The organism is Nitrospira sp. MA-1 (assembly GCA_032139905.1).
Classification (GTDB): domain Bacteria; phylum Nitrospirota; class Nitrospiria; order Nitrospirales; family UBA8639; genus Nitrospira_E.
In genome coordinates, this window is sequence record JAQJDB010000001.1 from 134269 (window position 1) to 159285 (window position 25017).

Genomic DNA, 25017 nt, shown 5'->3' on the forward strand with positions numbered 1-25017 from the left:
CGCCATTTGTGTGTAAGGAATTAAGACCATCATGACGATGAAAACTTCAGCTCTCCCCATGGTCGCCCCGGTTCAACCTTCATGGATAGCTCCGTCGTTCGAGCAAGCGTTGGCCCTCCATCATTCGCTTCCCCTCAAGGCCCAAGTAATTTCCACGCTTCAGGTCAATGTCGGGAAGGTCTGTAACCAAACCTGCCACCACTGCCATGTTGATGCCGGCCCTCAACGGACGGAAAGCATGAGCCGAACCACCATAGATCAAATCTTGGACGTGCTCGATCGAACTCCTCAGATCAGGACGGTCGATATCACCGGTGGGGCGCCTGAGATGAATCCACACTTTGAGTATCTGGTTGAGCAATGCCGAGCTCGAGACCGCAGGGTGATCGACCGCTGTAATTTGACCGTGTTTTATGTCAAGGGGAAAACACATCTTCCCCGATTTCTTGCAGACCATCGTGTTGACATCGTCGCCTCCCTCCCTTGTTATGAAGCAGACAATGTTGATCAGCAACGTGGAAAAGGCGTGTTTGATCGGAGTATAACCGCACTGCAAACTCTCAATGGCTTAGGGTATGGAGCAGACGGTTCGGGTCTCATGCTTGATTTGGTTTATAATCCCTTGGGACCTGTCCTTCCCCCGCCTCAAGTCGAACTTGAGCAAGATTTCAAAGATGAATTGGGGCAGCAATTTGGGATTCAGTTTAACCGGCTCTATACCATTACCAATATGCCGATCAGTCGTTTCTGGGATGAATTACACGATGCCGGACAACTGGAACATTACTACACGCTCTTGTTGAATAATTTTAATCCATTGGCGGTCGAGGGGCTGATGTGTCGGTCTCTGCTGAGTGTCGGGTGGGACGGGCGCCTCTATGACTGTGATTTCAATCAAATGTTGGATTTGCCGATCCAGCCGGATTCCCAGGCCTGGATAGGCCGGTTTAATCTGTCGGAATGGGAACATCGTTCAATTGTGGTCGGGCCCCATTGTCTTGGGTGCACCGCCGGATCCGGATCATCCTGTGGGGGAGCCTTGACCTAGATTCCGGCCTGGCACCCCCACATGGATTTTTCGAATACCTTTTTTACGTGACATCTTCCGGCTTGAAATGCCTGGCGCAATCCTGGCTACAGAAATAATAATTTTTCCCTTTTCGCTCCTGCACAATGGCCGTACCGGTAGCCACGTACACTTTACAGACGGGATCTTGAATCATCACGTCTTTGCCTGGGGTGGCGGGGTCTAGTTTGGGCTGGCTCCATTCACGTGCCGCCCGGCGAATCATAAAGAAGAGAACAGCTAATAAAATCAGAATGATTATAATTTTATACATAGTGTGATCAGCCTTTTGAGATGGATAGCATTTTGTACCATGTTTCCAGGTTTGATTCCACATAGTCCGTTAGCGGATTTTTGGACTAAGTGTGTTGATTCGCATGGCATTCTTCCATTGCTGTGCCCTTTCTCAACTTGTTAGGATTTTCTTGGTGTTGCTGTCCACTTTATTTGGGGCCAATAGGTTTCGCAGTCCATGCTGATTCGAGCCATACTCATAATTCTCGCAACGGGTGGTTGCACCATGAACCCTCCCTTTACGGGCACAATCCTTGATCTGACCTATCCCTTTAATGAGCAGACCGTGTACTGGCCTACGAATGAGCCATTTCATTGGAAGAAAACAAGTTGGGGGCCTACCCAACAAGGCTATTGGTATGCATCTGCGGTGTACTCAGCCTCTGAACATGGAGGGACGCATATGGATGCGCCGATCCATTTTTCGGAATCAGGCTGGAGCCTGGATGAAATTCCCGTCGGCCAGTTAACAGGTGAAGCTGTGCTGCTGGATATTCGAGCGCAAGTGGATTCAAACCCGGATTATACTCTACAGGTTGACGATATCGCCCAATGGGAAATTTCCTACGGACCAATCCCTCCAAAAGCCATTGTGTTACTCTTTACGGGATTTGGACAATATTGGCCGGACAAAGTCCGATATCTTGGCAGCTCCACCCCGGAAGATCCCACCACACTCCATTTCCCAGGGTTCTCTGCAGGCGCGGTAACCTTTCTGCTGACGAAACGGGAAATATTAGGAATTGGCATAGATACAGCCAGCATAGATGCCGGGCAGTCACGAGACTTTCCGGTTCATCAAATTCTTGGTCGAGCGAATCTTTATGCGTTGGAGAATGTGGCGCAACTCGGACGGTTACCACCTCGAGGCGCTCGCGTGACGGCCCTCCCGATGAAGATTCAAGGCGGTTCAGGAGGACCGGTTCGAATTATCGCAACCGTGCCGTAGGGGCTGTGTATTTCAGGTCCTGAACGAAAGATGTTCTCGATCTCTCAAATACACAGGCATTATTGATGATGAACAAAAGGAAACTATGGTTACAATTACATTAATGGGTGATTTGCAAACCGTTGATGGAGAGCGAGCCCTTGGATGCGAGATTGCTGACTCCATCTCCGTAAAGCAACTGATTAGGAAACAAGGGAAACCCCTTCGGGAAATCTTTCAGTTGTTAAAAGAAAAAAAAGTCATGGTGACCGTGAATAAACGAATTGCCAGTGAAGAAACTAAAGTCTACGATGGAGATGCCGTCTATATTGTCGCTCACGATGGAATGGGACAAAGCGGACTCACGCTCTCGCATTACTAATTCTAGATGACCATGTTGATGGGCTTGGGCAAACCGAAGTCTCCAGTGGTTCCCCCATGGGCTTCAGTCTTCTGGCAGGGACTTCTGACCTTAGGCGGACCTCCTGTCAGCGTGTCAAAGGGCTCAAAATCGTCCATCCCCGGTGAGCGATCACGTACGCAAAAAAAGGGAGCCGCCTTATTCGAACGGCTCCCCTCAAATGTTGGAATCTGATTACTCTTCAGTGATTTGAATCTTGCGAGGTTTGGCAGGCCCCACTTTTGGCAGAGTTACTCGCAATACTCCATTATTCAGTTTGGCTTCAATATGTTCCTGATCAATCACTTCAGAAAGAGTAAATTGGCGGAAATATTTCCCGGTCTCGTACTCGCGTAAAACATGTTCCTCTTTCTCAGGAACAGAAACTGACGGCACCCCGCTTAATGAAAGCACATCGTTACGCAGATCAATTGAGACATTTTCGGATGGTACTCCGGGCATATCCGCCACAATTGTCAGGGCCTGATCGTCTTCAAATATGTCAACATTGGGTGAAAATACCCGACCAGGGATTGTTTGTTCCGCATCCGATTTGACTTCCCGTTTATCCCGCACTTGTATATCTTGCGTCTGTGTTGTCATGTGTTCATCCTCCTTTGAATTGGATGGGGTCTTCCCCATCCCTCACTTCCATTTCAATCTTTATCCAGTAATGGCGATTTTTTTCGGTTTAGCCTTTTCAGATTTAGGCAAGACCACCATTAAAATACCGTGTTGATATTTTGCTTGCACTCGCTCACTGTCCACATCTGTGGGTAAAGTTAACTGTCGTCGGATTTTCCCGGCTTCCCGTTCTCGACGATGATATCGCACATTAGATTGCTCATCCGGAATTGCCCGCTCACCTGTGACGGTAAGATTTCGACCTGTCACCGACACCTCCAGTTGATCCAGCGTCATGCCTGGAACTTCCGAGCGAACATAAACATTTTCGCTATCCTGTGACACATTCATAAGCGGATAGACACCTGCTGGAGAATCCCAACCATTCACCCTGGATAGTCCATTGAACAAGTGCCCGAGATCTCTCCGTAGCCGGTCCAGCTCTGAGACTCCGCCCGAAAATCCATTGATCGGCCAATTTTCCAATCTTCGAATGACCATAGCTTACCCCTCCTCTTTGAACTTCTCGTACTCCATTCTTCCAAATGTTGTTAATTCGTCGGGATACCTTCGAAGGTCAAACATGCATCGATGTTACTTATAAAATAATTTCAAAATTCCGGGAGTCAAGTAGGACGATAATTTTCTGGGGAAATGCGTAAAAGGAGTGGGAGATTGTTCGGTACACAAGATTGAGCTAGGAACAAGAATGAAAGCGGAAAAAATGAGAAACACACAGGGCGCCCAATCGGCGTAATTGACCTGAAGAAAGCCATGACCGCAACCCTCTCGCTTCAACCGTCCTGCCTTTTAGTGAATCCGAAGAGAAATAACAAAACTATGTAATGGCGTGACTGTTTGTCTGAAAAAGAAAAGACTTGTCCTGATCGTAGGGGGAATTATTCGCCGACATAGGGAGAATGTTTTTGGAAAACGTCTTTGCGTAAACCGAATTTGTGTTGGTGCATGGGCGTTCGGGCCATGACGACCATGCGGGTGAACAATATGGCCACTATTGACATTGTTCAATCCAAATCGTGAATGTATTCCTTTCTCAGGAGTGTTTCGCGGTCTGCGGGAGGGCCGCTCACCGTTTCATAAGGAGGATACTATGAATCAGCGATCTTTCGGTCTCGGATTACTGTTCCTCATGATGTTGGTTTGGAGTGGATGCGATTCCGGCGAATACGGAAAAGAAACGAAACCGGAACCCAAAGCGGAAAGTACAACCATGTCGCCGGCCGAAGCTCCGAGCATGGCGGAAACTCCACAGGTTGAAGGCGCTCTGATGGCAATGGCCGGTGTCGCCGGTGCAGCAGAAAATGAGGAAGGGGTCAACCATTTTCAGCAGGGACATTGGGACGTGGCCCAAGAACATTTTTCGAAGGCCATAGCCGCGAATGCTGACCTTCCGGAAGCTCATTACAATCTTGCGCTCGCATTGGATAAGTTGGGGAACCACGGTGATGCCACGAACCATTTTAAAAAGGCATTGAAACTGGCTCCGGCTGATCCGTTGATTGCCGGATCTCAAATTCTTCAGGCTCATGTGGGCGGGTGAAATCCTCACGGCTAGAGAGGTCCAGCAAGACATGGGAGTTGTCATAGTTTACGGACATCCCTGTTGCTCCCGTATTGAAGCCAGACGTTGTGCTGAGGCCCGGTAGAATGTTTTCCACCGGTGGGAAGAATACCATGTCTTAACTGTTCCTAGCTTTTCTTAAAACCGGAATTGCGCCGTGAATGGTTGTCCTACTTCCACGTCACCTCCTGGGACAGGTTTCAAGTCACCTCAAAATCCCTGAGGGAAATTTGCGAGGCTCTCTTCCCATGGATGCGCTGTATTATCCCTTTCACCTTTGTCATGAAAAGACTCTCCATCAGCTTTTGGAGAACTATTCCCATGTCCATTTTCTGGATTTTATGGCCTTGCAATTAACCCCGTTCATGGGAGCAACAGGGTTTCCGGACCTGATGGGGGATTATTATCCGGATCTTTTAGAGAGCGGTAGAATCATCCAAGGGCATAATGTCAGTGGGCCGCTGAGTGGGGCGATGGTTGCGGCGGTCAATCAGGATCTCGCCGATCCTCTTTGGCGATCGATTTTTCATGAGGCTTTGAAGGATGATCGACGGTTTCAGCGAGGGTTGGTGGCATTTTCCCAGGATAGCCAAGGTCGAAGTTCCGTCCCGACTGACTCTGCACTCTTGGTCGCATTTCAACAGCCAGAAAGGGAGTTCGTGCCTTACACAGTTGAAACCCTTCAAGCCATGAGCCGAAGACGGTTGCCTGAACAGGAGAGCCTGGCGTTTGAGTATGGGTTTGGGTTGATTAAAACGGCTGCCGCAGTGATCTACAGTATTCGGCGATGCCAACAATTGGGCTCGGTCGCCGTCACCGATTCACCTGGGCATCATCAGCTCCTGACAAGAGCATGTCAGCGGGATAGCGTGGAGTTAAGCAAATTCTGTGTAAAGCGGGAAGGGTACTGAGGGGGACTGTTGAAAAAGTCCACCAGCGGCGTTCTCATTGCTCGAAGGGCTCAACGTACTTCCCGGTACGCCTCCCTCTCCTCCCTGCTTGCGGCCTTGCTGGACGGCCATTTTGAACAGCCCATGAATCTATGAAGAGCCAAGCCATGGATATCGAAAACCCTTGTATGAAGAACACTTTGGCTACCGGGGTTCCTCATCGCGGATCCGTAGGAAAACCGGAAAGCGAGGGATGCCGTTTTCGGTCAATCCCTGGTGACGAAAGGTGACCCGGCTCTGTAACGGTGGCGGGCGACGCCGCTGCTCATGACTGAGCCCGCTTCCGACAAAGAAGATGACCCCATCATCGGTGCGTACCTTGAGTGAACCAATCTGACCGGCAAACTGACCCTTGCCTGGCCGATATCCAATGACTGTCGCTTCCGCATCAGTGAATAATTTCAACTTCAGCAAATCCTGACTACGGCCACTGGCGTACAACGCAGTTTCCCGGTGAAGCATCAACCCCTCACCACCTTCATCGGTTACCGTGTGCAACCATTTCAACAAGTCTTCTTCGCTCCCGATCCGCTGTTGTTCAATGATTCCCAAATAGGGAGCGCTGCCTTCGATCTTGAGGCGATTCATCTCGAGCACACGTTGGGCAAATGTTCCGCCATGTGCCGGAAGATCAAAGACCATCAAGCGCACATTTCGCCATCCATCATGGGGTTGTTGTGTCCGGACAATGGACGATACTTCTTCATATCGGCTTCGCCCTATCCATAACTCTCCATCCAAGGGTACGGCTGGAAACCCTTTGGTAAACCATGCCGGTGCCGCAAACACATTGCCGCCTCGCGAAATCAAATGTGTTCCATCCCAACGAGCGCGGACGCCGTCGAGTTTTTCGCTGACCCGGTATTGGCTGAGAGTAAGACCCTGCCGATAGATGTCAGCCAACATCAGTTCGGGTATCGTGCCGGCTTGTGTGACAGAGAGGGGAAGGAAAATGATCAGGAGGATGGCCGGCAACAGGCAGTTCTGTAGCTTGCGGACTGCCTCCGATATGCCCAAGCGATCATGCGCATGTTCGGTGGGGATGATCCAGAAACAGGGTTGCCTCATTCCTCCTCTCGGGGAAGGGTGATTTGTTTATTCGCCGATCGTGTCAATCAGTTCGATCTCTTCAGGCAATAATGAGAACGATTCGGCCTGAAGATCCTCTTCCATATGTTGTTGGCTGGTCGTTCCCGTCAATGGGAGCATCCCGATTTGCAGGGCAAAGCAAAAAATCACTTGCGCGGGATTCGTCCCCAATCGTTTAGCGATGGTCCGAATATCGGGGTCGGCCATCACCCCTCTGTTGGCCGTCAGGAGCGAAAAGCCCTGGTAAATGATGCCATGGGTTTGGCAAATCCCCCTCACTTCTCTATCCCAACCATGGGAGGCATAACACCGGTTCTGCACGACCATGGGTTTGATCCTTGCCTCTTCACACAGTTGGGTGAGTTGCCCGGCCGTGACATTGCTGATACCAATCATTTTGGTCTTCCCTGTTTGATAGAGGTCCTCCATGGCCGCCCATACCTCACGGTCAGAATCTCCCAACCCAAATCGTGAGTACGGACCATGCAAGACATATGAGTTCACATAGTCGGTATGGAGGTGGGTGAGCGAACTGGCAAATGATTGCTGCACCTGAGTGGTGAGATCGGCCGAGGCATCATAGGGAGTGCGATGGTCCTGTCCGTTCACCGGGGTAAATTTCGTTTGCAAAAACAGGGTTTCCCGCTTAACTCCCAGCTTATCGAGTGCCAGCAGAGCTTCACCCACCAGGTCTTCCCGGTAATGAATGAGCTGGTTGGCCGTGTCGATGGCTGTAAACCCCGACCCCACCGCCAATTGCACCAGATGGGTTGTGGCGCCTTCTTTCCACGCCGTGCCATACATCAATGAGGGAAGTGGGACATTATTATAGGCTGTTAAAGTCATAAAGATTCCTCCAGATTGAATTCAGAATTTATGGTTCTTGCCTTACAGCTTGACGACCTGTATCGGAAATCCATCTTGGGGTTTCCTCATAAACAATCGCTGGTGGGGAAAACCTCGCACATGTGTCCCCAACTCTCGTGTCAATCTGCTTTTCAGTGTTGCCGGGTTTCGCCCCGGCAGGCGAGGCCCTTTTGTTTCGGCAAAAGGCCCCAAAACCAGTGACGCCCCGTCTGCCCTCATGGGAAGGCCCGGACGCCAACCTGAGGAGGGCGGACCAACTCGCTCCGCTCATACAAGGCCCGCCAGCGGATGAGAGCGTCCCGCCCTTGAGCCAGACGGCAGGCGTCGGATCGTGGGAAACGAACCTTTCAGAGATACGCTTGAACGAGCGAGCCACCATATATTTTTTATGATCCGATTTAATCACGTATTCGCTTTGGATTCACCTTGTTCAGTGGCCATAAGTGCCACTTAAAATTTTGGGCACTATTCTAGCTACTTCGCTTGTTTTTTTCAGGTTTTCAGGCAGCATTTGGGGAGAAATGAAAGGGGCCGTGGAATTTGCCTCCGTTGGTATGGGGGTATTGGCCTGCCTGGGCACCACATATTCCGGGAGACGCACAATCACTTACCACGGTTGCCGGCCGGCATTCTACAGATGTTCCCGGCCATGGGGGGAGCGAAGATCCTGGTCGGGGCCGAGGGGAACAATACCCGTGGGATTAATGTCATCGTGGGTGACGTAGTAATGGCGTTTGATGTGATCCATATTGACGGTCTCCGCCACGTCGTCGTATTGATAGAGATCTTTGAGGTAGCCAAATAAATTCGGGTAATCAATGATGCGACGGATATTACATTTGAAATGTCCGTGGTACACCGCGTCGAACCGGATGAGTGTCACGAATAACCGCCAGTCTGTTTCCACCGGGACCTTCCCAAAAAGATATCGTTGCATGGCTAAACGCAATTCCAATGCATCCAGCATCTCAAATAGACGCCGGACTGCATGTTCGTAGGCCGGTTGAGACGTCGCAAATCCAGCGCGATAGACCCCGTCATTGACCTGTTCATAAATATCGCCATTCAGTTGGTCGATCTCTTGCCGGAGATCAACCGGATACAGGTCTAATTTGCTGGCGGTAAACTGATTGAACGCCGTATTCAACATCCGCATGATGTCGTCATCGGAATTACTCACGAGACGTTTGGTTTCACGATCCCACAATGCGGGCACCGTCACGCGTCCCCGATAGTCCGGATCATTCGCACGATAAGCCTCACTCAGAAACTGAAACCCGTTGACGGGGTCAGTCGAATGTCCCGGCCCGTCACGGAATGCCCAGCCCCGGTCATCCCGAATCGGATCGACAACCGTCATGCCAATCGCGTCTTCCAACCGTTTCAGCTTTCGCACAATAATCGTGCGATGCGCCCACGGACATGCCCAAGAGACATACAGATGATACCGCCCACGCGCCGCAGGAAATTCTGAACTACCATCATCAGTCACCCATTCCCGGAATGCATCACCTTGTCGTGTAAAAGCTCCTTCACTTGATTGTTCGTCAGGAAATTGCGGTTGTCTGCGCATTGCATCCTCACTGGTTTAAACCTGATTATTGAAAGATTTAATCGACCGTGGTGTTCTTTTCTTGAAAGCTCCATCCGAAGCAATAACATTTGGGTGTCTAAAAATATTTGCCCACTCTATCATGGGTGGGAATGTCATTCACCTCCTGGTGGTTTCACCTTGGGATGACTCTTGATTTGGTGTCCTAATTTTCCATACTGGGCTGAAATTTGGGGGTGCTGGACATCCCGGTGGATCTGCCGGTTTCCCAGATCCATGTGAATTCTCCTCCCCATCCCTCCACAAGGCTCATGCAGGCCAATCGGGAATGTATGACTTCGTGTGTGTCGTAGATCCTCATCGTGTTTGTTCCAAAGAAATCCCATGCTTTGGTCTTCGGATCAATTTTCCTCGACACCTGGCAACAGATCTGTGCCTGATTGAAGAGCCCTTGCGATGTTCGCAAAGGAGCCCGCTCTTCAAGAATGTCGTTTACCTCTTCATGGAAAAATTTCCGGTAGTTTTCCATTCCAAACATGTTGCCTTTGCCGGACCAGTCAGCAATCACATCCCTTTCGACAATCGTCGCGCTTCAACTTGATTCAGCGAATCCGGGGAACAAGAGCAGACTGACGCCACCAAATTTTAAGAATAGCACGCTAAATTCCAATCCTATTCAGTCTAGTCTAAACTCGGCAGACAGTTTTTGTAGTCCAGAGATCCTTCATTTGGAGCTGAAACAGACTATGATGAGAGTGCACGGTTAAGAGACACTAAAATGTAAGACATATATTTTTCTTAGGCACACCAGGATATTTTGGCCCCTCAAATTGACTAGATCTACAAGGCTGCCCTTGAGGTCTTTTAGAAGAAAGAGATGGCATTGAACATGATTTTGAAAAACCCAGGGTTTTATAGAGTACCACTTTCTGAAATTTACCCTTATCAGTACGTTAACAAGTGCCGGGTTTAATTTCGAAACTCTTTGGAAAGCGAGGCTACTCATGGAGCAATTTTCCTTTTGTCCCACACTGGCAGCCCCTCGGATTAAATCGGAAATCGCATCTTCGAGGAAGTCTAAATCTCAATGGAATACAAAAGAAAATTGTCAATGTTTAATGATTGTGGGGAATGATTCTGCGGCAACGGAAATGTTGAAAGAGGCGCTGGGTGAATGGGGATACGATATCGTTACGGCAAGGAATGGATGGGAAGCTTTGGTTCTGGCGGGTCGGCGTCCGGTGGATGGAATGCTTGTAGATATGAACATGCCCATTATGGATGGGAGGACCATGCTTAGTGAATTACGCTGGTTGGGGTATCGGATGCCAGTGCTAATGATGTTAGGTGAGTCGGACGAACGAATCCAATCTCAATTGTTGATGGAAGGCGCCCAGGGCTTCATTTTAAAGCCACCTCATCTCCCATCTCTCCAGCAAACGTGTAGACAGGTATTTTCAAAGTATGCAGTTGAGGAATATGCCGCTTCTTATTTCCCCGCTGGTTCTAACAAGAAATGACATAGGTTGGTTGGGAGGCTTTTTCTTTTAAATCTTCCTTGCCCGGTGCCCACCATATTTGAGTTTATCCTTCCCCGTTCGTACCTTGCCAAGTAGATCCGGTTTATTCCTTTAATTCGATTTTCGCATCGCAGGCAGCCTATCTGCAGTCACCAATTGGCCTTCGTCTTGCTCTATTTCAGAATTGTCTGTTAGGTTCAGAACTGGTGTTTTGCCATCAGGCTTAAACCCTTGCAGGAAGGAATACGACTATGGGAGAGGTTGATACGTCGCCAGCGGTTGCCGCAAAGGTCATGGAGGATCTCACGGCGTTAGATGTGGATCCGGACAAATGTCAGCGTCTCTATAAGGCCGCGCTTATTCAGTCGAGTACGGGCGTGACCTATCGGATGTTGTCCAGGATCCTTGAGACCGGAAAGGTGGATATCGTCCACTATGCCTGTGACTTGGATGCAGAAGGTAAGCCGACCACGAAGTGGAAAATCAGGCGTATTCTTGAGCAAGCCCCCGAACGGTTCGACAAGGAGGTTGAGGCCATCAAGAAGTCCATGGCCGACGAGAGTGAGACCGTGAAGGGCGCATGGGTGCACGATATGACCGGGCTCCCTGACGTGCCGGCACAAGGGAAGAGCCTGGATGAATGGTCGCGGAGCATGATCGCAGAGGTGAAGAAAAAGCCAACCTAGAGAGCGCCAGGTAGTCGAACCCTGGTTAATGTATTCAAAATCTCATGGCTTTTGAGTGAGGTGATGATGGTGATCTGTCGGTTGTCGGTGGTGAGGCGCCTATGACGACTGTCAACCGTTGGTGGGCCTCACGAAGCGAACGCTCCACATCCTCCGGTGTCTTGCCACGTGCTAAAAGGAAGCCCAAGTAGCGTGTGCCTTCCGGAAGGGGAATGAGTAATTCTCCTGGCTCTGCCGTTATCGTCAGTTCGATAATTCCTGGTACCGCCCTGGCTTCAGCCTGCCCTCTCACTTCATGCAGCATCCCGCTATACGGAATTGGAAGCATCATCACGCCTGCCGCCTGCTGTTGCCGGAGAAGAGGTGGAATCGGCATCCGGAGTGCATGACGAAGGATCAGACCTTCGAGCGATATCCCTGCCGAAAAGTCCAGCGTTCTGGAACATCGCCCGCCAATGGCTCGTGCCGCCATCTCAATGACCCATAACCCGTTTTCATTCAAGCGGAACTCCCCATGCACCGGCCCTTCCCATAGTCCGAGTGCCTTTGCCGTTCGATCTGCGCAGTCCACAACTTGTTGTTGTCGATCGGAGGAGAGACGGGAAGGTGTGATATAGAGTGTCTCTTCAAAATAGGGTCCATCGAGCGGATCAGGCTTATCGAACATCGCCAGGGGCTGGAAGACTCCCTTTGTGAGCAAACCTTCCAACGCCACTTCGATTCCCGGCACAAAATCTTCCACGAGGATCCAACGGGCCTGCTCGTCCACTGCTGCCAGATTCAAATTGGTCAGGAGGGTGCCCACCCGACGGAATGCATTCTCAAACTCCTGTTCGTCATTGGCACGAATTACCCCACAACTGGCCGAAAGAATGAGAGGTTTTACGACGCAGGGATAGACCACTTCCTTTGCGAAAGCTCCTGAATCACCGTCGAGGGGGAATACCTTATGGGAAGGAACAGGAATGCCCTGTCGGGACAATAATTCCCGCATCTGCCGTTTGTTTCTGGCGGCGGTGACGGACGCGACAGAGTTATGGGGTAATCCGACTGCTTCCGCGATGGCAGCAGCGGTGACAGCGGTGACGTCGTCGACTCCAATCACTGCATCGATCGGGTGATGTTGGACGAATTCAATCACGGTCCTGGCGGCTGCCTGTGGATGGCGAACATCGAGTAGCAACACGTTCTCCGACGCGACCAGAAGGCTTTCCGGAGCCTGCTCTGTCCCAATGGTTACAGATACCTGCACCCGCCGGGCTGCTTCGAGAAACGCCTCTGCCCGATAGGTGGTGGTCGGCAAGAGCAGGAGGAGTCTTGGCATCGTGTTTCCTTCACAGGACGCTGAAAAGTTCCAGGAGCTTCCTGCTTGTATCGTTCAGATCCTCAACATACCAGGAGAGACGTTACGATTAGGCGGTTCTAAGGTTTTGCCACTTCCTGTTGGTAGGTGGTTGGAGGAACTCTTTACAAGCGTGATCGATGAAATGCTTCCAACTGACGATTGGCCTCGGTGATGACTGCCAACTTACTCACGACGTCGGGCACCCTGGCACCGGGAATGGCGTAATAGCCCTCGTCATCCCCGAGTCCGGTATAGACGCGGTTTCCAATACAGCCAAAACTGGTTGCCGCATGTCCCGATTGCAGTGATTCCGGCAGCACGGCGCAGGTCGGCCTTCCCATGGTCGCACTTCCGCCGGGTACACCCGCTGCCTGTGTCGCTTCTGCCAGAAGCATCAGCTGCTTGACGGTCCCTCGAACCAGCACCACGTCCGGAGTGAACGTGGCCTGGGTGAGTGGCGCATAAACGGCCACGTGAAAGGTCTCCTCTCGATGCGGGATCATCGGAATTTCTTTCATCGTCAGGTACTGCATGTCTACCATCGTCTGGATCAGACCGTTCAGCTCCGTCGCGACCTGGGGTGGAAGCTCCACACCGTGGGTATGGGCTCCGACCGGACAACCAAAGTGATCGGATCCTTCCGTATAGAAGGTCCGGCCCTCAGTCGCGAGCTTCCAATAGCCGCATCCTGCGGGTGCAGGAGTGGTGACCCGTGGAATGCCCGCAGGTGCCGTGTCCCGAAATGCGATGGCCACTGCCGGGACCTTCAATCCTAAAAGTTCCTGAATCTTCGTGCCTTGTGTTTTGAGTTCAGCTTCCACGTCTCATCCCCTTCTCAACTCTATATGTGACTCTACCCAGCCATTGTTGCAGGATGCTGAAAAATCCGCCAGCGTCGATCCCTGCCTCCGCTGGAACAGCTTCGCGCAGGCAGGTCGCTTCGTTCAGACCCTCAACGTAGAGGGTCTGCCTCGGGCCTTCATTTGCTGCGGCTTTCCTTTCGAGGGCCTCAGGACAGGACTTGACGGCAATTTTGAGTATCCTGCGGGAGCATTTTTCTATTGTGCCACATTCGCGGACTACCGAGGTTTCAGGGAGCCCACATCGTTTTCTCACAGGCTGCTAGATTTCCTCATGCCCCTTTGTCAGTAACGGTCTGAATTGCTGGGTCGTCGGCTCAGCGCAGCAGAACCATGATTCCGTTAACCGGGGCGGCTTCGGACGATCAGGCCTGCTCACCCGTGTCCGAGTTGAGGTCTCAACGGGCCACCCGGCTATCTTATCAGCATTCGCTCGAATACGATCAAAGGTGACCATCGCATCTTCCTCTTCCTTGGCACTCGCTTCCACGATTGCACTTACCGCCTGATGTAGTTGATCCATCCGGTCATCCGAATGCGTCCATGGATACTGAAAGCTGGCCTGATCCAGTGGACCGAGAAACCTCTGAATGTCAGACTTGGCGAGAAGAGCCGAGCCGGGAGGCACCAAGAGACGAATGCTCAACTGCACCGGGTCGGTCGCGTCGATAAGATCGTGGTCTTCCACCATGTCCAACATATGGAGGTAATCGTCCAGGCTGGTCCAGGGCGTGAAAGCCACGAGCGACGGGCGAAGCGTGATGCCGGCTTCGCGCAGAATGGCGAGCGCTGTGATGATATCAGCTCCTGTATGCCCCTTATGCAATTGTTCCAAAACATGGTCACTGAACGACTCCACAGCGGAGATGATGAACAGGCACCCCTGTGCTTCAAAATCCGGCATCAGAGCACGGTGCTTCAAGAGGTGTTCGATCTTCGCGGTGAAATCAAAGGTCAGTTGCGGAAACTCCTCATGCATCCTACGAACAATGCTGAGGGAATGCCCCGGTCCGTTTAAAAAATCAGGATCGCCGAAAGTGATATGCGTGGCGCCTGCATGTACTTGATGCCGAATGTCCTCGAGGACGACGGCCTCCGGGACAAGGAAGAATCGCCCTTCATAGACCGGCACGATGGGGCAATGAAGACAGAGGTGGAGGCAACCACGACTGGTCTCGACGTATCCGACTAATCGTTCTGTCCCGTTCTCTTCGAGCTGGGCATATTGGTCCAACATCGGGAGTCCTGTCCGACTTGGGATTGGTTGGGACGTCGTTGAAGTGGTTGAGTAGGGTCGCTTCAAATAGGGAGCAACGACCCGATTCGGAGAGCTCACTCCCTCGAGATGGTTGATCGTCTGACCTCGATCGAGTGCCTCAATGAGTGATCGTAACGGGATCTCATACTCTCCGCCCACCACAGTATCGGCCAATTCCTGGAGTAAATATTCCGCATTAATCGAGGCGTACAGGCCATAGAAACAGATGTGGCAGTCTGGATTTTTTTCGCGAATCAGCTCGGCTACGCGCACCCCAAGCCTGAGGGCGGTGTGCATGGGTACGGAAATACCGACAAATTTGGCGAGCCTGAGAGCCGGTTCATCAATGGTTTCAACGGCGATGTCCAGGCCAACCGGCGAATATCCGACTTGCTCCAGAAATCCCATCGGCTGGGCGATGCCAAGAGGTTGGTGACCCAATTCATAACATGAGACAAACATGATCGCGCCCGGGGGCCTGAGCAACAATCGTTCTTTTGTAGGTTCGGTAACGGGTTCCATGTTCCATTGCTGCCTTCCGTGGTGAGATGTCACTCGTAGCACACGCCTGAGAGTTGGCGCAAATGAGGTCTCTGTGGGCACTGGGGATAAAATCTAATGGCCAAAACCGTGCCTTGGCTCGGTCATGTCCTGAGGCCAAACTTGTTGAGTGTTGTGATCGAACAAAAAGGTGTGGAGACTTTCTCTGCCAGTCCAGAGCAACAAAGGGGCTCCGTCCTTTATTGGGAGCCGCGGTTTTCGTTTTTGGAATGGAGGTGGACTCAGCATAAAGGATTCTCTAACTGCCAACCTGAAGGGTTTGGTGGCGTTCCCTCAGATACCAACAACGCAAGTAGTGGGTGATCGTTTGTTCTGGAGATTCTCACTATCGGAGTTGCTAGCTATAAACAGGATGGAGTTATGAATTGGTTTTATAACTTTCTACTTGGTTCCCACCGGCTATAAATCAATTATTCAGCAAATTCTTGTTCTGGGTTGATGTTTGCAGGAGTTTTTTTAGTCCATCGGATAGTTCCAATCTTCAGATTGTATGATTTTCCCTAACGTTCGTGAGTATTTCATAGTTCCAACCTTCATGGAGGACAGTGGGTAGGGATAACGTCTCTCATTTATCTTATGAAATCTAAGGGGTTTTTCCGCTAAGTCTCATCCCAGTTAATTGGTCTGCATTTTGCTTTTAATTAAATTAGGTTTGTCGTTTTTTCATATAGTTCTTTTTAGTTAGTCCGATCATTTGTATCGGTTCTTCCCACCCCCTTCACCCATGGTTTCCTGGTTGAAACCGGTTTGAAAGAGAGGCCATCTTATGAACCACCAGCCTTCGTCCCCCCTATTGGCAAAAGACTTAATGGATTCCGAAGCCTTACCACTATGCCGTGGGAAATTCGAAAACGATTTGGCGCTGCAATTCCTCTCCGGTCAATATTGCGGATGGCCGGTCGTTGATTCCGAACAAAAAATTCTTGGGATCGTGTCAGATGCCCGTCTGTTCGAGGCGGTTTCACGGTTGTATTCACTTGATGATCTTAAAGTCGAAGACACGATGACCCCACCTATATATGTGCATGAGGATGAATCTCTTGATAAGGTCCTGGATGTGATGACGCACCAACACGTTCAGAGAATGCCTGTCGTGCGCAACCATAATCTTGTCGGAGTCATCTCCCGGGCAAGGGTGTTGCAGCATTGTCTTTCGTCACCCTCGGCTTCTTCCCGATCAGTTCCTAGGTGTGCGTGGTGTGAACGGGAGCAGGATTCCTCTGCCGCGATGGTTAGCACCAAAGAGGGACGGAATTTGGCTTGGTTTTTATCTATAGACCAACTCAAATTTTCTGAGATCGATCTCGCGCATACCTATTGCCCTACTTGTGTCAAAACTCTTCGGGCAGTCAACACCACATCCGGGAATCTGTCCTCCGATAAGAGGGAGATTCGGGAAATCCGGCCATGCTTGTTGGTGGTTGATGATGATCCAACAGTGACCGGACTATTAACCCATGCGCTTCAGGAATGGGGATATGAGGTGCTTGTTGCGAGAAATGGATGGGAGGGGCTGGCCGTTGTGAGCCGCCAAACGGTGGATGGAATTTTATTAGATATGGATATGCCCATTATGGATGGGAGAACCATGCTGGATGAATTACGATGGTTGGGCCATCAGGTGCCAGTGTTAATGATGTCTGGGGCAACGGACGAACGAGCTCTCCGGCAATTGTTACATGAAGGCGCTCAAGGGTTTTTTGTGAAACCGTTTCATCTGAAATCTCTCAAGGAAGCCTGTCGGAAGATCCTTCAAAAGAATGAGTCCCAGGCATCCTCTCCTTCCCATGTGGCCTGATCCAGGTCTGGATACCTAAGGCACCAATTAAAGATGCAATCCGGCTGCCGTGGTAGAAACCATTTTCAGCAGGAATGAGAGAGCTCCTCATAAGGCAATGCCTTCGCGACCCAACAAGCTTCTTAAGCTCTGAATCACAGGGAAAACCTCCTGGTTCCAGTCAGCGCCCTGGCGATCAAAGGCTTTCTGTTCTTCCTCAACAATCCAACGATCTTGTGCAAAAATTCCATCGGTAAACCACACAATAAACGGCCACAAGAGGTGGATGAGGCCTGGAATTGAAGGTTTCCTGATCATCATCAACCCATAGGTGTGATTGATTCGTTGCGCAGGATCAATGGGAACATACACATTCCAGAGATTTAATGCCGGGTAAGTACTCCCGGCTGTCCAAAACTTGAGCGTTTGGTAGGGGTAGTTTGTACAGATGGTCATCAGATCATGTTTTGGGCCATCTGCTGATGGCTTGGTACTCCCCAGAATGAGTTTTTCTCCAAGTGGTTGTTTGCCTTTTATTCGAGAGAAGGTGTAGTCGACTTCCACCGCATGCGGCCCCTCTCGTAGTTCCAGGAAGACCGTTCGAATCCCGCCCATCAGTCGACGGTGCAAAAACTGATGGTTCATATCCATAAGGTTCTCATGCATGAATGAGTAATGGCAGCCCACCTGACGGTCAAGGTATCGCGTTTTATATTGCGGATCGGCTGCTAAAGACACCTTTGGGAATTCAACTTCCTCCACTCTGCCCACCGAGCCCGGAAATACAAACACCAGGCCATAGGCTTCCCGACAGGGATAACTTCTGACTCCTGACGGTCGTGCTTGGTTTTTTTCTAAATATGGTACACCCACGCATCGCCCCGTCTGATCAAAAGTCCAGGAATGATATCCACACTGGACATGTTCTCCATGCACCACTCCGCAATGGAGCGGTACTTGTCGATGGGCGCATCGGTCTTCGAGTGCATAGACCATTCCGGTTACGGTTCTCACCAGCACAATCGGATAACCGGCAAAGGACACTCCAAGCATTTTTCCCTTTTTCAGGTCTCTGGAGCGGGCGAGGGGATACCAATTGTCCGGGTGAAGACCGGTTTTCCTTAAATCGGATGTGAGAGGCGATTGCCCAGACCGGGACGCAGAACATTCCAGGATAATGGGAGCGCCGTTTTCCTTCTGTCTGTCTATGGGTGTTTGCGATTGTTCAATCATGAAATTCTCCAAAAATGAAGACAACCGTGATAGGAAACGCCTGGGGGTCTTTAGCGATATAGAGAAATAACTGGAAGTGTATGAGGTTTGGGTCAGGCATTAAGCGAGCTGAGGAAAAAGGGGATAGGGACTCGAATAATTCCTTACTGGGGCAGAGTATAAATCGTGTGATCAAAAATATCGAGTCGGAGCGAATCTTTTTCGAAAGCCTCCCGGGTCACCGGCAATTGCCATTCCCACCCGCCATGTGTTTGGGGAAAGATTGAATCGTTTAAGATATGATGAGAAAATCAGGAAATTCAGTTGAAATTCATTTATGGTATGGATTGAACTGCCGGAGTCGCCATCAAAGGATGAAGTGTCGTGAAACCACAAGAACGTTCATGGTTAGGAACAGGATCAATCGGACGAGCATTAATGGTTCTCACCACGGTCTTTATTTTAGCCTTGTTCGGCATCCTGCTCTATACGATCACCACAATTCAGAATCAAAGACTCGACAGTGTGACGGTGGATCTGGCTGGACGACAGCGGATGTTGTCTCAACGACTCATGAATGAAATTTTATTGACGTCCCAAGGAATTCCTGCTGATTACCGGTTCACCCAACAGATGTTGACCCAAACGCTGGATGCGTTACTTGTCGGTGGACAAGCCGTAATAAACCCGAAAAATGGCGAAAAGGTGGCCCTCACTTCCCCCCCATCCCAGGAAATATTACAGGCATTAGGGGAGCAACAAACACTCTTGGCGGAATTCATGCATCGGGCCGATACCTTTTTGAAAACGCAATCCGATCATCCCCGATATTCTTTTGAATTAGACGGGCTTCTGGCTGTCAATGTCCGGTTGATTGAGGCAGCCAACAAGGCCGTAAAGTTATACAGCAGAAATTCCCAAGAAAAGATCTCAACCATGATCGTTTGGGAATCTCTTATCGGTATCTTGGTGATCCCATTTGGAATTCTCATGACGAGACAGGTCAAACTGGCTAATCAGGAGCTTGAACATGAAATTCAGGAACGCTCCAGGATAGAAACGGCTCTGCGTTATCGAATCGAAATTGAAAACCTCGTGACGAATCTTTCAACTCAATTTATCAGTCTTGAAACACAAGATTTGGATGCGGGGATTAATCGAGCCCTGGAAGCCATTGGCACTTTCGGAGGTGTGGATCGAAGTTATGTGTTTGTCATTGTGGACGACGGAAAGACGATGAACAATACCCATGAATGGTGCCAGACGGGTATCGAGCCTCAAATCACAAGACTTCAGGGGCTTCAAATGCATGATTTACCCTGGTTTGCTGACCGTCTGACCTCCGGCCCGTTTTTTCAAATATCAAGTGTGGCAAATCTTCCGCTTGAGGCGAGTGCCGAAAAAGAGGTGTTTGAAAGGCAGCAAATTCAATCCCTGGTGATTGTGCCCATGGTTTTACGGGGGAAATTGTTCGGGTTTCTTGGGCTTGATTCAGTGAGGCATGAAAAAACCTGGTCGGAAGAGGACATCAGGCTCCTCCAAATGGCAGGAGAAATATTTGTGAATGGGTTTGAACGACAAGAGGTAGAAGAAAATTTAAGGAAAAGTGAAGCCGCCAAAGTTGAAGCCTTTCGTCAAAGCGATGCCCTGAAAACAGCTCTGCTGTCCTTGGTTTCGCACGAGCTACGAACTCCCCTTACTGCCATCAAGGCTTCCATTGCTGGATTGATTGAGCTTTCCAGGCAGGACGCGTCCAAGATGCAGCAGGAATTTCTCCAGGGCATCAATCAGGAAATCGATTTTTTAAATGGATTGGTTGAAAATCTTCTGGACATGTCAAAGGTTGAAGCGGGAACGCTGGTTCCCCATCGTGAATGGCATTTATTGGAAGATTTGGTCGAAGGTGCAATCAGGCGAGTGGAAATGTCATTGGAAAGCCGATCTCTTGAAGTGAACCTTGGGGAAAAAATCTCTCCTATTTTTGTGGATGGGATAGAAATTCAGCAAGTCCTGATCAACCTGTTAGATAATGCCACTAAATATTCTCCTGCAGGATCCTTGGTCAGCATTGTTGGGCGAATGATGCCGAACCAGGTGGAGGTACGGGTCTCCAGCGAAGGAGAAGGAATCCCTCAGGAAGAATTAGTCAGTATTTTCGATCGATTTTACCGACTAAAGGGTCCGCGGACACGACTCATTCGTGGTACAGGTTTGGGATTGGCGATCTGTAAAGGTATGATCGAAGCACATGGTGGTCGCATTTGGGCCGAATCTCAGAATCGAGTCGTGACGATTTGCTTTACGGTGCCGACTCCTGAGGCACCCACGATGACCATTTTTGACCGAGAAGAGGAGTAAGCGCCCTACCTATGGCTCCTGGATCCCGAATTTTGGCTGTTGACGATGAGCGGCAAATACGTCGTTCCTTGCAGATCAATCTTGAGGCAAAGGGATATGAGGTCTTGACGGCTGAAACCGGAGAAGAGGCCCTCCAAATTATGAGCCACCGCCTTCCGGACCTGGCTCTGGTTGATTTGCTGCTTCCCGGAATGGATGGAATCGAATTAACCCGGCATTTGTGTGAAACCTATCAAATCCCGATCATTATTCTTTCCGCGATTGGGGAAGAAGCGAAAAAAATTGAAGCTCTTGAAGTAGGTGCCGATGACTATGTGACCAAACCGTTTAGTATGGAAGAGCTGACGGCGAGAATCCGGTCAGTCCTGCGACGTTCTTCCTCAATTTCTGGTAACGATCCTGTGTTCACATTTGGGAATTTACAGATCAACTTTGAAAGTCGTAATGTCTGCATTCGAAACGCGCCCGTCAAGTTAACCCCGACGGAATATGATCTGTTGAAGTTCCTCATTCAGAATTCCGGAAAAGTTTTGACGCATGGAACCATTCTCCGGGCGATTTGGGGGGCTGGATATAGTGAACAGGCTCAATATTTACGTGTCTTCATTGGAAACTTAAGAAAAAAATTGGAAAAAAACACGGCCCGTCCTCAGTATATTCTCACGGATCCCGGAGTCGGCTATCGATTTGCCACCGAATTTGTGGAAGATCAGAAACCCGTCTGACTTTCCGTTTTCATGTGCGGTGTTCCTTATCCGACATGGTCCCTTGCTATTCCATCTCCTTTAACAGCCATCCCTTCTTTTCGTTCCTCTTGTAATTCTCCACCTTTTTCCACGTCGTCTTTTTTGACTTTCCTTTGTACCAGTTCCCTTCAAGGGAGCGGGTTTGCAGACCTTGAATTGCTCGTGCTGATGGGGATCATGGCAGTTTGACTCTCTCCGGTCATGGTTTTTGCAATTTTCGTCAAGCGTCATTAGAAGGAATCCTAATCCTCCCAACGACCGGATGGTCTCTCCAGGTGTCAGAAAGAGAGGCCATGAAATCTTTATGAAATCTTTATTGGAACGGAATGCAAATCAAATAGATTCTTTATGGTTTTGGAAATTACCATTTAAATGAAGGCTTTCGAGGAGCTTGAGAAATCGCGAGGTGAACAGATGAAAATTTTGAACGGAACCACCTTCGCTACGACACTAATTATGGTTGGATGCCCTCTTCTATTGTTTTCGACCTTGAATCCCGTTTGGGCTTCCACGCAGCCTCCAGAGGTGAAGGTCTCAATGGATTATTGGGCGCCGTATTATAGCCCAGCTTTGGCCATTGTCCCTGATGGAGCTTCGATTCACGTCGTGAATCCTACTTCCTCTCCTCACAGTTTGACGCACGATGGGTGTCGAAGAACTGGGTCCTGCGCATTCGATACAGGTGCCATTCAACCCGGGCAGGAATTCACCATTCATTCACTCCCGCCCGGTCGGTATTCCTATTATTGCGTACTCCATCCCATTATGAAGGGGGAAATTATCGTCATTCCTGATCACACGGTTATTAATCAAGGTGCGACTGACGATTATCGGACGGCCACTCACGCCAAGAAAACTCAGTAAGGGATTGGTGGTGGTCAATCATTCCATACTCACCCGTTTATTCGGGCCGCGGGACGCCAATGAATGATTTCTCAAGCTGCTCATTACCGATGAAAAGCCAAAAATGCGTTCTTATTGTCGACGATGATGCGGACGTCCGTTTATTTCTTAGGGATCGCTTGAATGCCATGGGTTTTGAGGTTCTCACTGCGGCTAATGGGAAGGAAGGGGTTGAGACTCTTCGCCATCACTCCGTAGATGGCGTCTTGCTCGATTTATATATGCCCGTCATGGGAGGTATTCTTATGCTGGAACAGTTAGCACAGTTTTCAGTTTTTCCGCCGGTGATCGTGATGTCGAGCACCACACACCGATCGGAACTGCAGTTCGCTATTATTAAGGGAGCGATGGACTTTCTCATCAAACCGATAGCTCCTGAGGAATTAACGGATAAATGCATGCGACTCTTTTACTAGTCCTGTAAAGCCAAGAAGGAATCTTATCCTCGGAAAGGAAACGATGAAGAAAGGTAAGTTAAACATTGCTCCGGGACTTCCCACTGCTGATATATCACGGATCCAAGAAAGTTTTGGGATGTTAGCCGCGCATGCCGAGCAGATGGTTTCTCGATTTTATAACGTGTTGTTTGATAAATTTCCCGAATTTCAGACCTTTTTCCCTCAGAGTCAGTTATCGCAACAACATGCGGCATTTCTAAGGGGATTGCACACTCTCGTTTTGGGCATAGAAAACCCTCAGGAATTACGTTCTACGCTCGTTCAGTTAGGGGAACGCCATCAAAGGTATGGAATTAAAAACAAACATTACCCTCCTGTTGTTTATGCCCTGATGCATGTGCTGACGGAATTCGGGGGGGATGGCATAGATGGAAGAACATATGACGCTTGGGAAAATTTCCTTCACCTGATGAGAGCTATTATGCTTGAAAGCTACTCTCGGGAGAGGGTGACTCCGGAAGATCAGAAAGAGAAGTCCCTCACCACTGTAGCTGGAGGTCACACAAAGCGAATCTTGCTTATTGATGATGACCACCAACTTTTGGAACTTTATCAATCATATTTGGAGCTTGAAGGGTATTTATGCAGTCGGGTTTCGGAAGTGGCTTGGGCATTTACCCATATTCAAATGAGTCACTATGACCTCGTCCTGACGGATTTCCAAATGCCGGTGATGAACGGGATCCAGTTACGGAGAAATCTTGAATATGTGGGGAATGGGTGCTGTCCGCCATTTGTCTTGGTAACAGGGAGTCTCAATCAGGAGATTCGAAGACAAGCGTTGGACTCCGGATTCGAGGCGGTGCTTAAAAAACCACATGACCTTAGTGAATTGGGTTCTCTCATAGGAAAAGTCTTAAAGAAATCTAACGGGTATCAAGGAAATGGACAGAATCTGTGAAGCGGGATGTAGGAAAATGCGGAAGTGGTGTTTGCTGAAATTAACCAGCTAAATAAGCTGTCTGGACGGAAATTTTTTTAGAGGGATTTGTTCTCCATGTTCCCCTGTCATATCGGATTTCGTGGTGCCGTGATTACTCGTTTTTCTATGTGCAGTCCATTACACTCATCCGTCCATAGTGGTATCGTCTTTGCCGAATAGAAATGCAGATACAAAAACAGTTCTGGCAGGTATCCTGACAATGCCCTTTCATGACCCCTACCCGGTGCATATTGTCCTAATATTCTTAACGCAGATTCCTTTATCCTGGAAGAAAGCTGCATCTCTCTAATGGTTCAGCCTATGAGTTAAGGGACAGGTCAAGGGGTGTGGAACCTGAGAAAGTTTTTGACAATTCAGTGCGAGTGGAATGGGCGTTTAATATTTTTTTCATATCAAGTTATTGTATTAGGGATCCTGGGATGAGATTCCTGTGCCTGCTTCTTTTATTCTGGTCTTTTTGAAAGCAGGTGTTGATGTGCATCGAATGTGGTCCCGAGTCTGGTTGATACCTAAAGGGGGATGGTAAGATTCTCGGCTTAATCAAAATTTTGTGGAGGGTGTCAACGCATGGACATTGATACATTTCGGCAGATGGTGGCCAAAAAACCAGATGGTTTTCTAGGACGATATGGACTTGGAGACAAGCTCCTCAAGGAAGGCGAGCATCTTGCAGAGGCTGTGGAGCACCTGAGTGTTGCTGTCAAATTGGATCCTATCCACGTCGCCTCCCATTTGGCCTTAGGTCGTGCATTAGCTGGCCTGAAGCGGAATGACGAAGCCAAGACTGTGCTGACGGCGGGTATCGATGCGGCTTTGTCAGGCCGTTCAAGCGGGGGAGGGGATCTCGTCCCAGAGATGCGTGCCCTGATTCAGACATTGGGATAAGTGTCGTCCCTTATCAGTACTCTCGGGATTGGCTGTCATCATTTTTCGCATAATGTGTTGTGCAATGGGTTGGGTTAATTTCTTCGCCGAGGGTGAAATCGGATGCTGATGTTCATGGCCATGTTTTTCCCTGACATAGATCTAAGTCTACTC

The 25017-nt window shown here is 49.7% G+C and carries 25 protein-coding genes; 14 read left to right on the plus strand and 11 right to left on the minus strand.

Annotated features, from left to right (window positions below):
- Positions 1-31 precede the first annotated feature (31 nt).
- On the plus strand, positions 32-1048 hold the full coding sequence (arsS, locus tag PJI16_00600; protein ID MDT3776059.1) for an arsenosugar biosynthesis radical SAM protein ArsS: 1017 nt from the start codon (positions 32-34) through the stop codon (positions 1046-1048).
- Between the two features lie 43 nt (positions 1049-1091).
- Here arsS and PJI16_00605 read toward each other — a convergent pair whose 3' ends face one another.
- Positions 1092-1340 carry a YHS domain-containing protein gene (locus PJI16_00605; GenBank protein MDT3776060.1) on the minus strand — a complete coding sequence of 83 codons (249 nt, stop codon included), beginning with the start codon at positions 1338-1340 and terminating at the stop codon, positions 1092-1094.
- Between the two features lie 198 nt (positions 1341-1538).
- Between PJI16_00605 and PJI16_00610 the strand changes: the two genes are divergently transcribed.
- Together PJI16_00610 and PJI16_00615 are read left to right on the plus strand one after the other, a co-directional pair.
- Positions 1539-2309: a cyclase family protein gene (locus PJI16_00610; protein ID MDT3776061.1), complete on the plus strand. Its 771-nt coding sequence runs from the start codon at positions 1539-1541 to the stop codon at positions 2307-2309.
- 85 nt (positions 2310-2394) lie between these two features.
- Complete coding sequence (locus tag PJI16_00615) at positions 2395-2670, plus strand: MoaD/ThiS family protein (GenBank protein ID MDT3776062.1); 276 nt, start codon at positions 2395-2397, stop codon at positions 2668-2670.
- A gap of 213 nt (positions 2671-2883) precedes the next feature.
- Here the strand turns inward: PJI16_00615 and PJI16_00620 are convergent, their stop codons facing one another.
- Both PJI16_00620 and PJI16_00625 read right to left on the minus strand, forming a co-directional pair.
- Positions 2884-3291 carry an Hsp20/alpha crystallin family protein gene (locus PJI16_00620; GenBank protein MDT3776063.1) on the minus strand — a complete coding sequence of 136 codons (408 nt, stop codon included), beginning with the start codon at positions 3289-3291 and terminating at the stop codon, positions 2884-2886.
- A gap of 60 nt (positions 3292-3351) precedes the next feature.
- Positions 3352-3813, minus strand: a complete 462-nt coding sequence (locus PJI16_00625; protein MDT3776064.1) for an Hsp20/alpha crystallin family protein — start codon at positions 3811-3813, stop codon at positions 3352-3354.
- A 610-nt stretch (positions 3814-4423) separates the two neighbouring features.
- On the opposite strand from PJI16_00625, the gene PJI16_00630 reads away from it, so the two are divergent.
- Positions 4424-4873, plus strand: a complete 450-nt coding sequence (locus tag PJI16_00630; protein ID MDT3776065.1) for a tetratricopeptide repeat protein — start codon at positions 4424-4426, stop codon at positions 4871-4873.
- Positions 4874-5142: 269 nt separating this feature from the next.
- Positions 5143-5805, plus strand: a complete 663-nt coding sequence (locus PJI16_00635; GenBank protein MDT3776066.1) for a hypothetical protein — start codon at positions 5143-5145, stop codon at positions 5803-5805.
- Positions 5806-5988: 183 nt separating this feature from the next.
- Here the strand turns inward: PJI16_00635 and PJI16_00640 are convergent, their stop codons facing one another.
- From PJI16_00640 to PJI16_00655, 4 genes are all read right to left on the minus strand, one after another.
- Positions 5989-6912: a DNA ligase gene (locus PJI16_00640; protein MDT3776067.1), complete on the minus strand. Its 924-nt coding sequence runs from the start codon at positions 6910-6912 to the stop codon at positions 5989-5991.
- Between the two features lie 27 nt (positions 6913-6939).
- Positions 6940-7779, minus strand: a complete 840-nt coding sequence (locus tag PJI16_00645) for an aldo/keto reductase (GenBank protein ID MDT3776068.1) — start codon at positions 7777-7779, stop codon at positions 6940-6942.
- 652 nt (positions 7780-8431) lie between these two features.
- Positions 8432-9373, minus strand: a complete 942-nt coding sequence (locus PJI16_00650) for a glutathione S-transferase family protein (protein ID MDT3776069.1) — start codon at positions 9371-9373, stop codon at positions 8432-8434.
- A gap of 184 nt (positions 9374-9557) precedes the next feature.
- Entirely contained in the window at positions 9558-9920 is a 363-nt protein-coding gene (locus PJI16_00655) for a hypothetical protein (GenBank protein MDT3776070.1), read from the minus strand.
- A 556-nt stretch (positions 9921-10476) separates the two neighbouring features.
- Between PJI16_00655 and PJI16_00660 the strand changes: the two genes are divergently transcribed.
- Both PJI16_00660 and PJI16_00665 read left to right on the plus strand, forming a co-directional pair.
- Positions 10477-10872: a response regulator gene (locus tag PJI16_00660; protein ID MDT3776071.1), complete on the plus strand. Its 396-nt coding sequence runs from the start codon at positions 10477-10479 to the stop codon at positions 10870-10872.
- A gap of 251 nt (positions 10873-11123) precedes the next feature.
- Positions 11124-11558: a hypothetical protein gene (locus PJI16_00665; protein ID MDT3776072.1), complete on the plus strand. Its 435-nt coding sequence runs from the start codon at positions 11124-11126 to the stop codon at positions 11556-11558.
- A gap of 34 nt (positions 11559-11592) precedes the next feature.
- Here PJI16_00665 and PJI16_00670 read toward each other — a convergent pair whose 3' ends face one another.
- From PJI16_00670 to PJI16_00680, 3 genes are all read right to left on the minus strand, one after another.
- On the minus strand, positions 11593-12882 hold the full coding sequence (locus PJI16_00670) for an ATP-grasp domain-containing protein (GenBank protein MDT3776073.1): 1290 nt from the start codon (positions 12880-12882) through the stop codon (positions 11593-11595).
- A 143-nt stretch (positions 12883-13025) separates the two neighbouring features.
- The gene (locus PJI16_00675) at positions 13026-13724 is read right to left on the minus strand and encodes a DUF169 domain-containing protein (protein MDT3776074.1); all 699 of its coding nucleotides are present in this window, start codon (positions 13722-13724) and stop codon (positions 13026-13028) included.
- Between the two features lie 301 nt (positions 13725-14025).
- The gene (locus PJI16_00680) at positions 14026-15543 is read right to left on the minus strand and encodes a CUAEP/CCAEP-tail radical SAM protein (GenBank protein MDT3776075.1); all 1518 of its coding nucleotides are present in this window, start codon (positions 15541-15543) and stop codon (positions 14026-14028) included.
- A gap of 805 nt (positions 15544-16348) precedes the next feature.
- Between PJI16_00680 and PJI16_00685 the strand changes: the two genes are divergently transcribed.
- Positions 16349-17380 carry a response regulator gene (locus tag PJI16_00685; protein ID MDT3776076.1) on the plus strand — a complete coding sequence of 344 codons (1032 nt, stop codon included), beginning with the start codon at positions 16349-16351 and terminating at the stop codon, positions 17378-17380.
- Between the two features lie 87 nt (positions 17381-17467).
- On the opposite strand, the gene PJI16_00690 is transcribed toward PJI16_00685, so the two are convergent.
- Complete coding sequence (locus tag PJI16_00690; protein ID MDT3776077.1) at positions 17468-18592, minus strand: aromatic ring-hydroxylating dioxygenase subunit alpha; 1125 nt, start codon at positions 18590-18592, stop codon at positions 17468-17470.
- 363 nt (positions 18593-18955) lie between these two features.
- Here PJI16_00690 and PJI16_00695 point away from each other — a divergent pair, with 363 nt between their 5' ends.
- The 6 genes from PJI16_00695 (at position 18956) to PJI16_00720 (ending at position 24864) form a co-directional block, all read left to right on the plus strand.
- Entirely contained in the window at positions 18956-20929 is a 1974-nt protein-coding gene (locus PJI16_00695; protein ID MDT3776078.1) for an ATP-binding protein, read from the plus strand.
- An 11-nt stretch (positions 20930-20940) separates the two neighbouring features.
- On the plus strand, positions 20941-21654 hold the full coding sequence (locus PJI16_00700; GenBank protein ID MDT3776079.1) for a response regulator transcription factor: 714 nt from the start codon (positions 20941-20943) through the stop codon (positions 21652-21654).
- A gap of 435 nt (positions 21655-22089) precedes the next feature.
- Entirely contained in the window at positions 22090-22539 is a 450-nt protein-coding gene (locus PJI16_00705) for a cupredoxin domain-containing protein (GenBank protein MDT3776080.1), read from the plus strand.
- Positions 22540-22628: 89 nt separating this feature from the next.
- The gene (locus PJI16_00710; GenBank protein MDT3776081.1) at positions 22629-22994 is read left to right on the plus strand and encodes a response regulator; all 366 of its coding nucleotides are present in this window, start codon (positions 22629-22631) and stop codon (positions 22992-22994) included.
- A 43-nt stretch (positions 22995-23037) separates the two neighbouring features.
- A complete protein-coding gene (locus PJI16_00715) occupies positions 23038-23937 on the plus strand; it encodes a response regulator (protein MDT3776082.1) in 900 nt (299 codons plus the stop codon).
- A gap of 609 nt (positions 23938-24546) precedes the next feature.
- The gene (locus tag PJI16_00720; protein ID MDT3776083.1) at positions 24547-24864 is read left to right on the plus strand and encodes a tetratricopeptide repeat protein; all 318 of its coding nucleotides are present in this window, start codon (positions 24547-24549) and stop codon (positions 24862-24864) included.
- Positions 24865-25017: the final 153 nt, after the last annotated feature.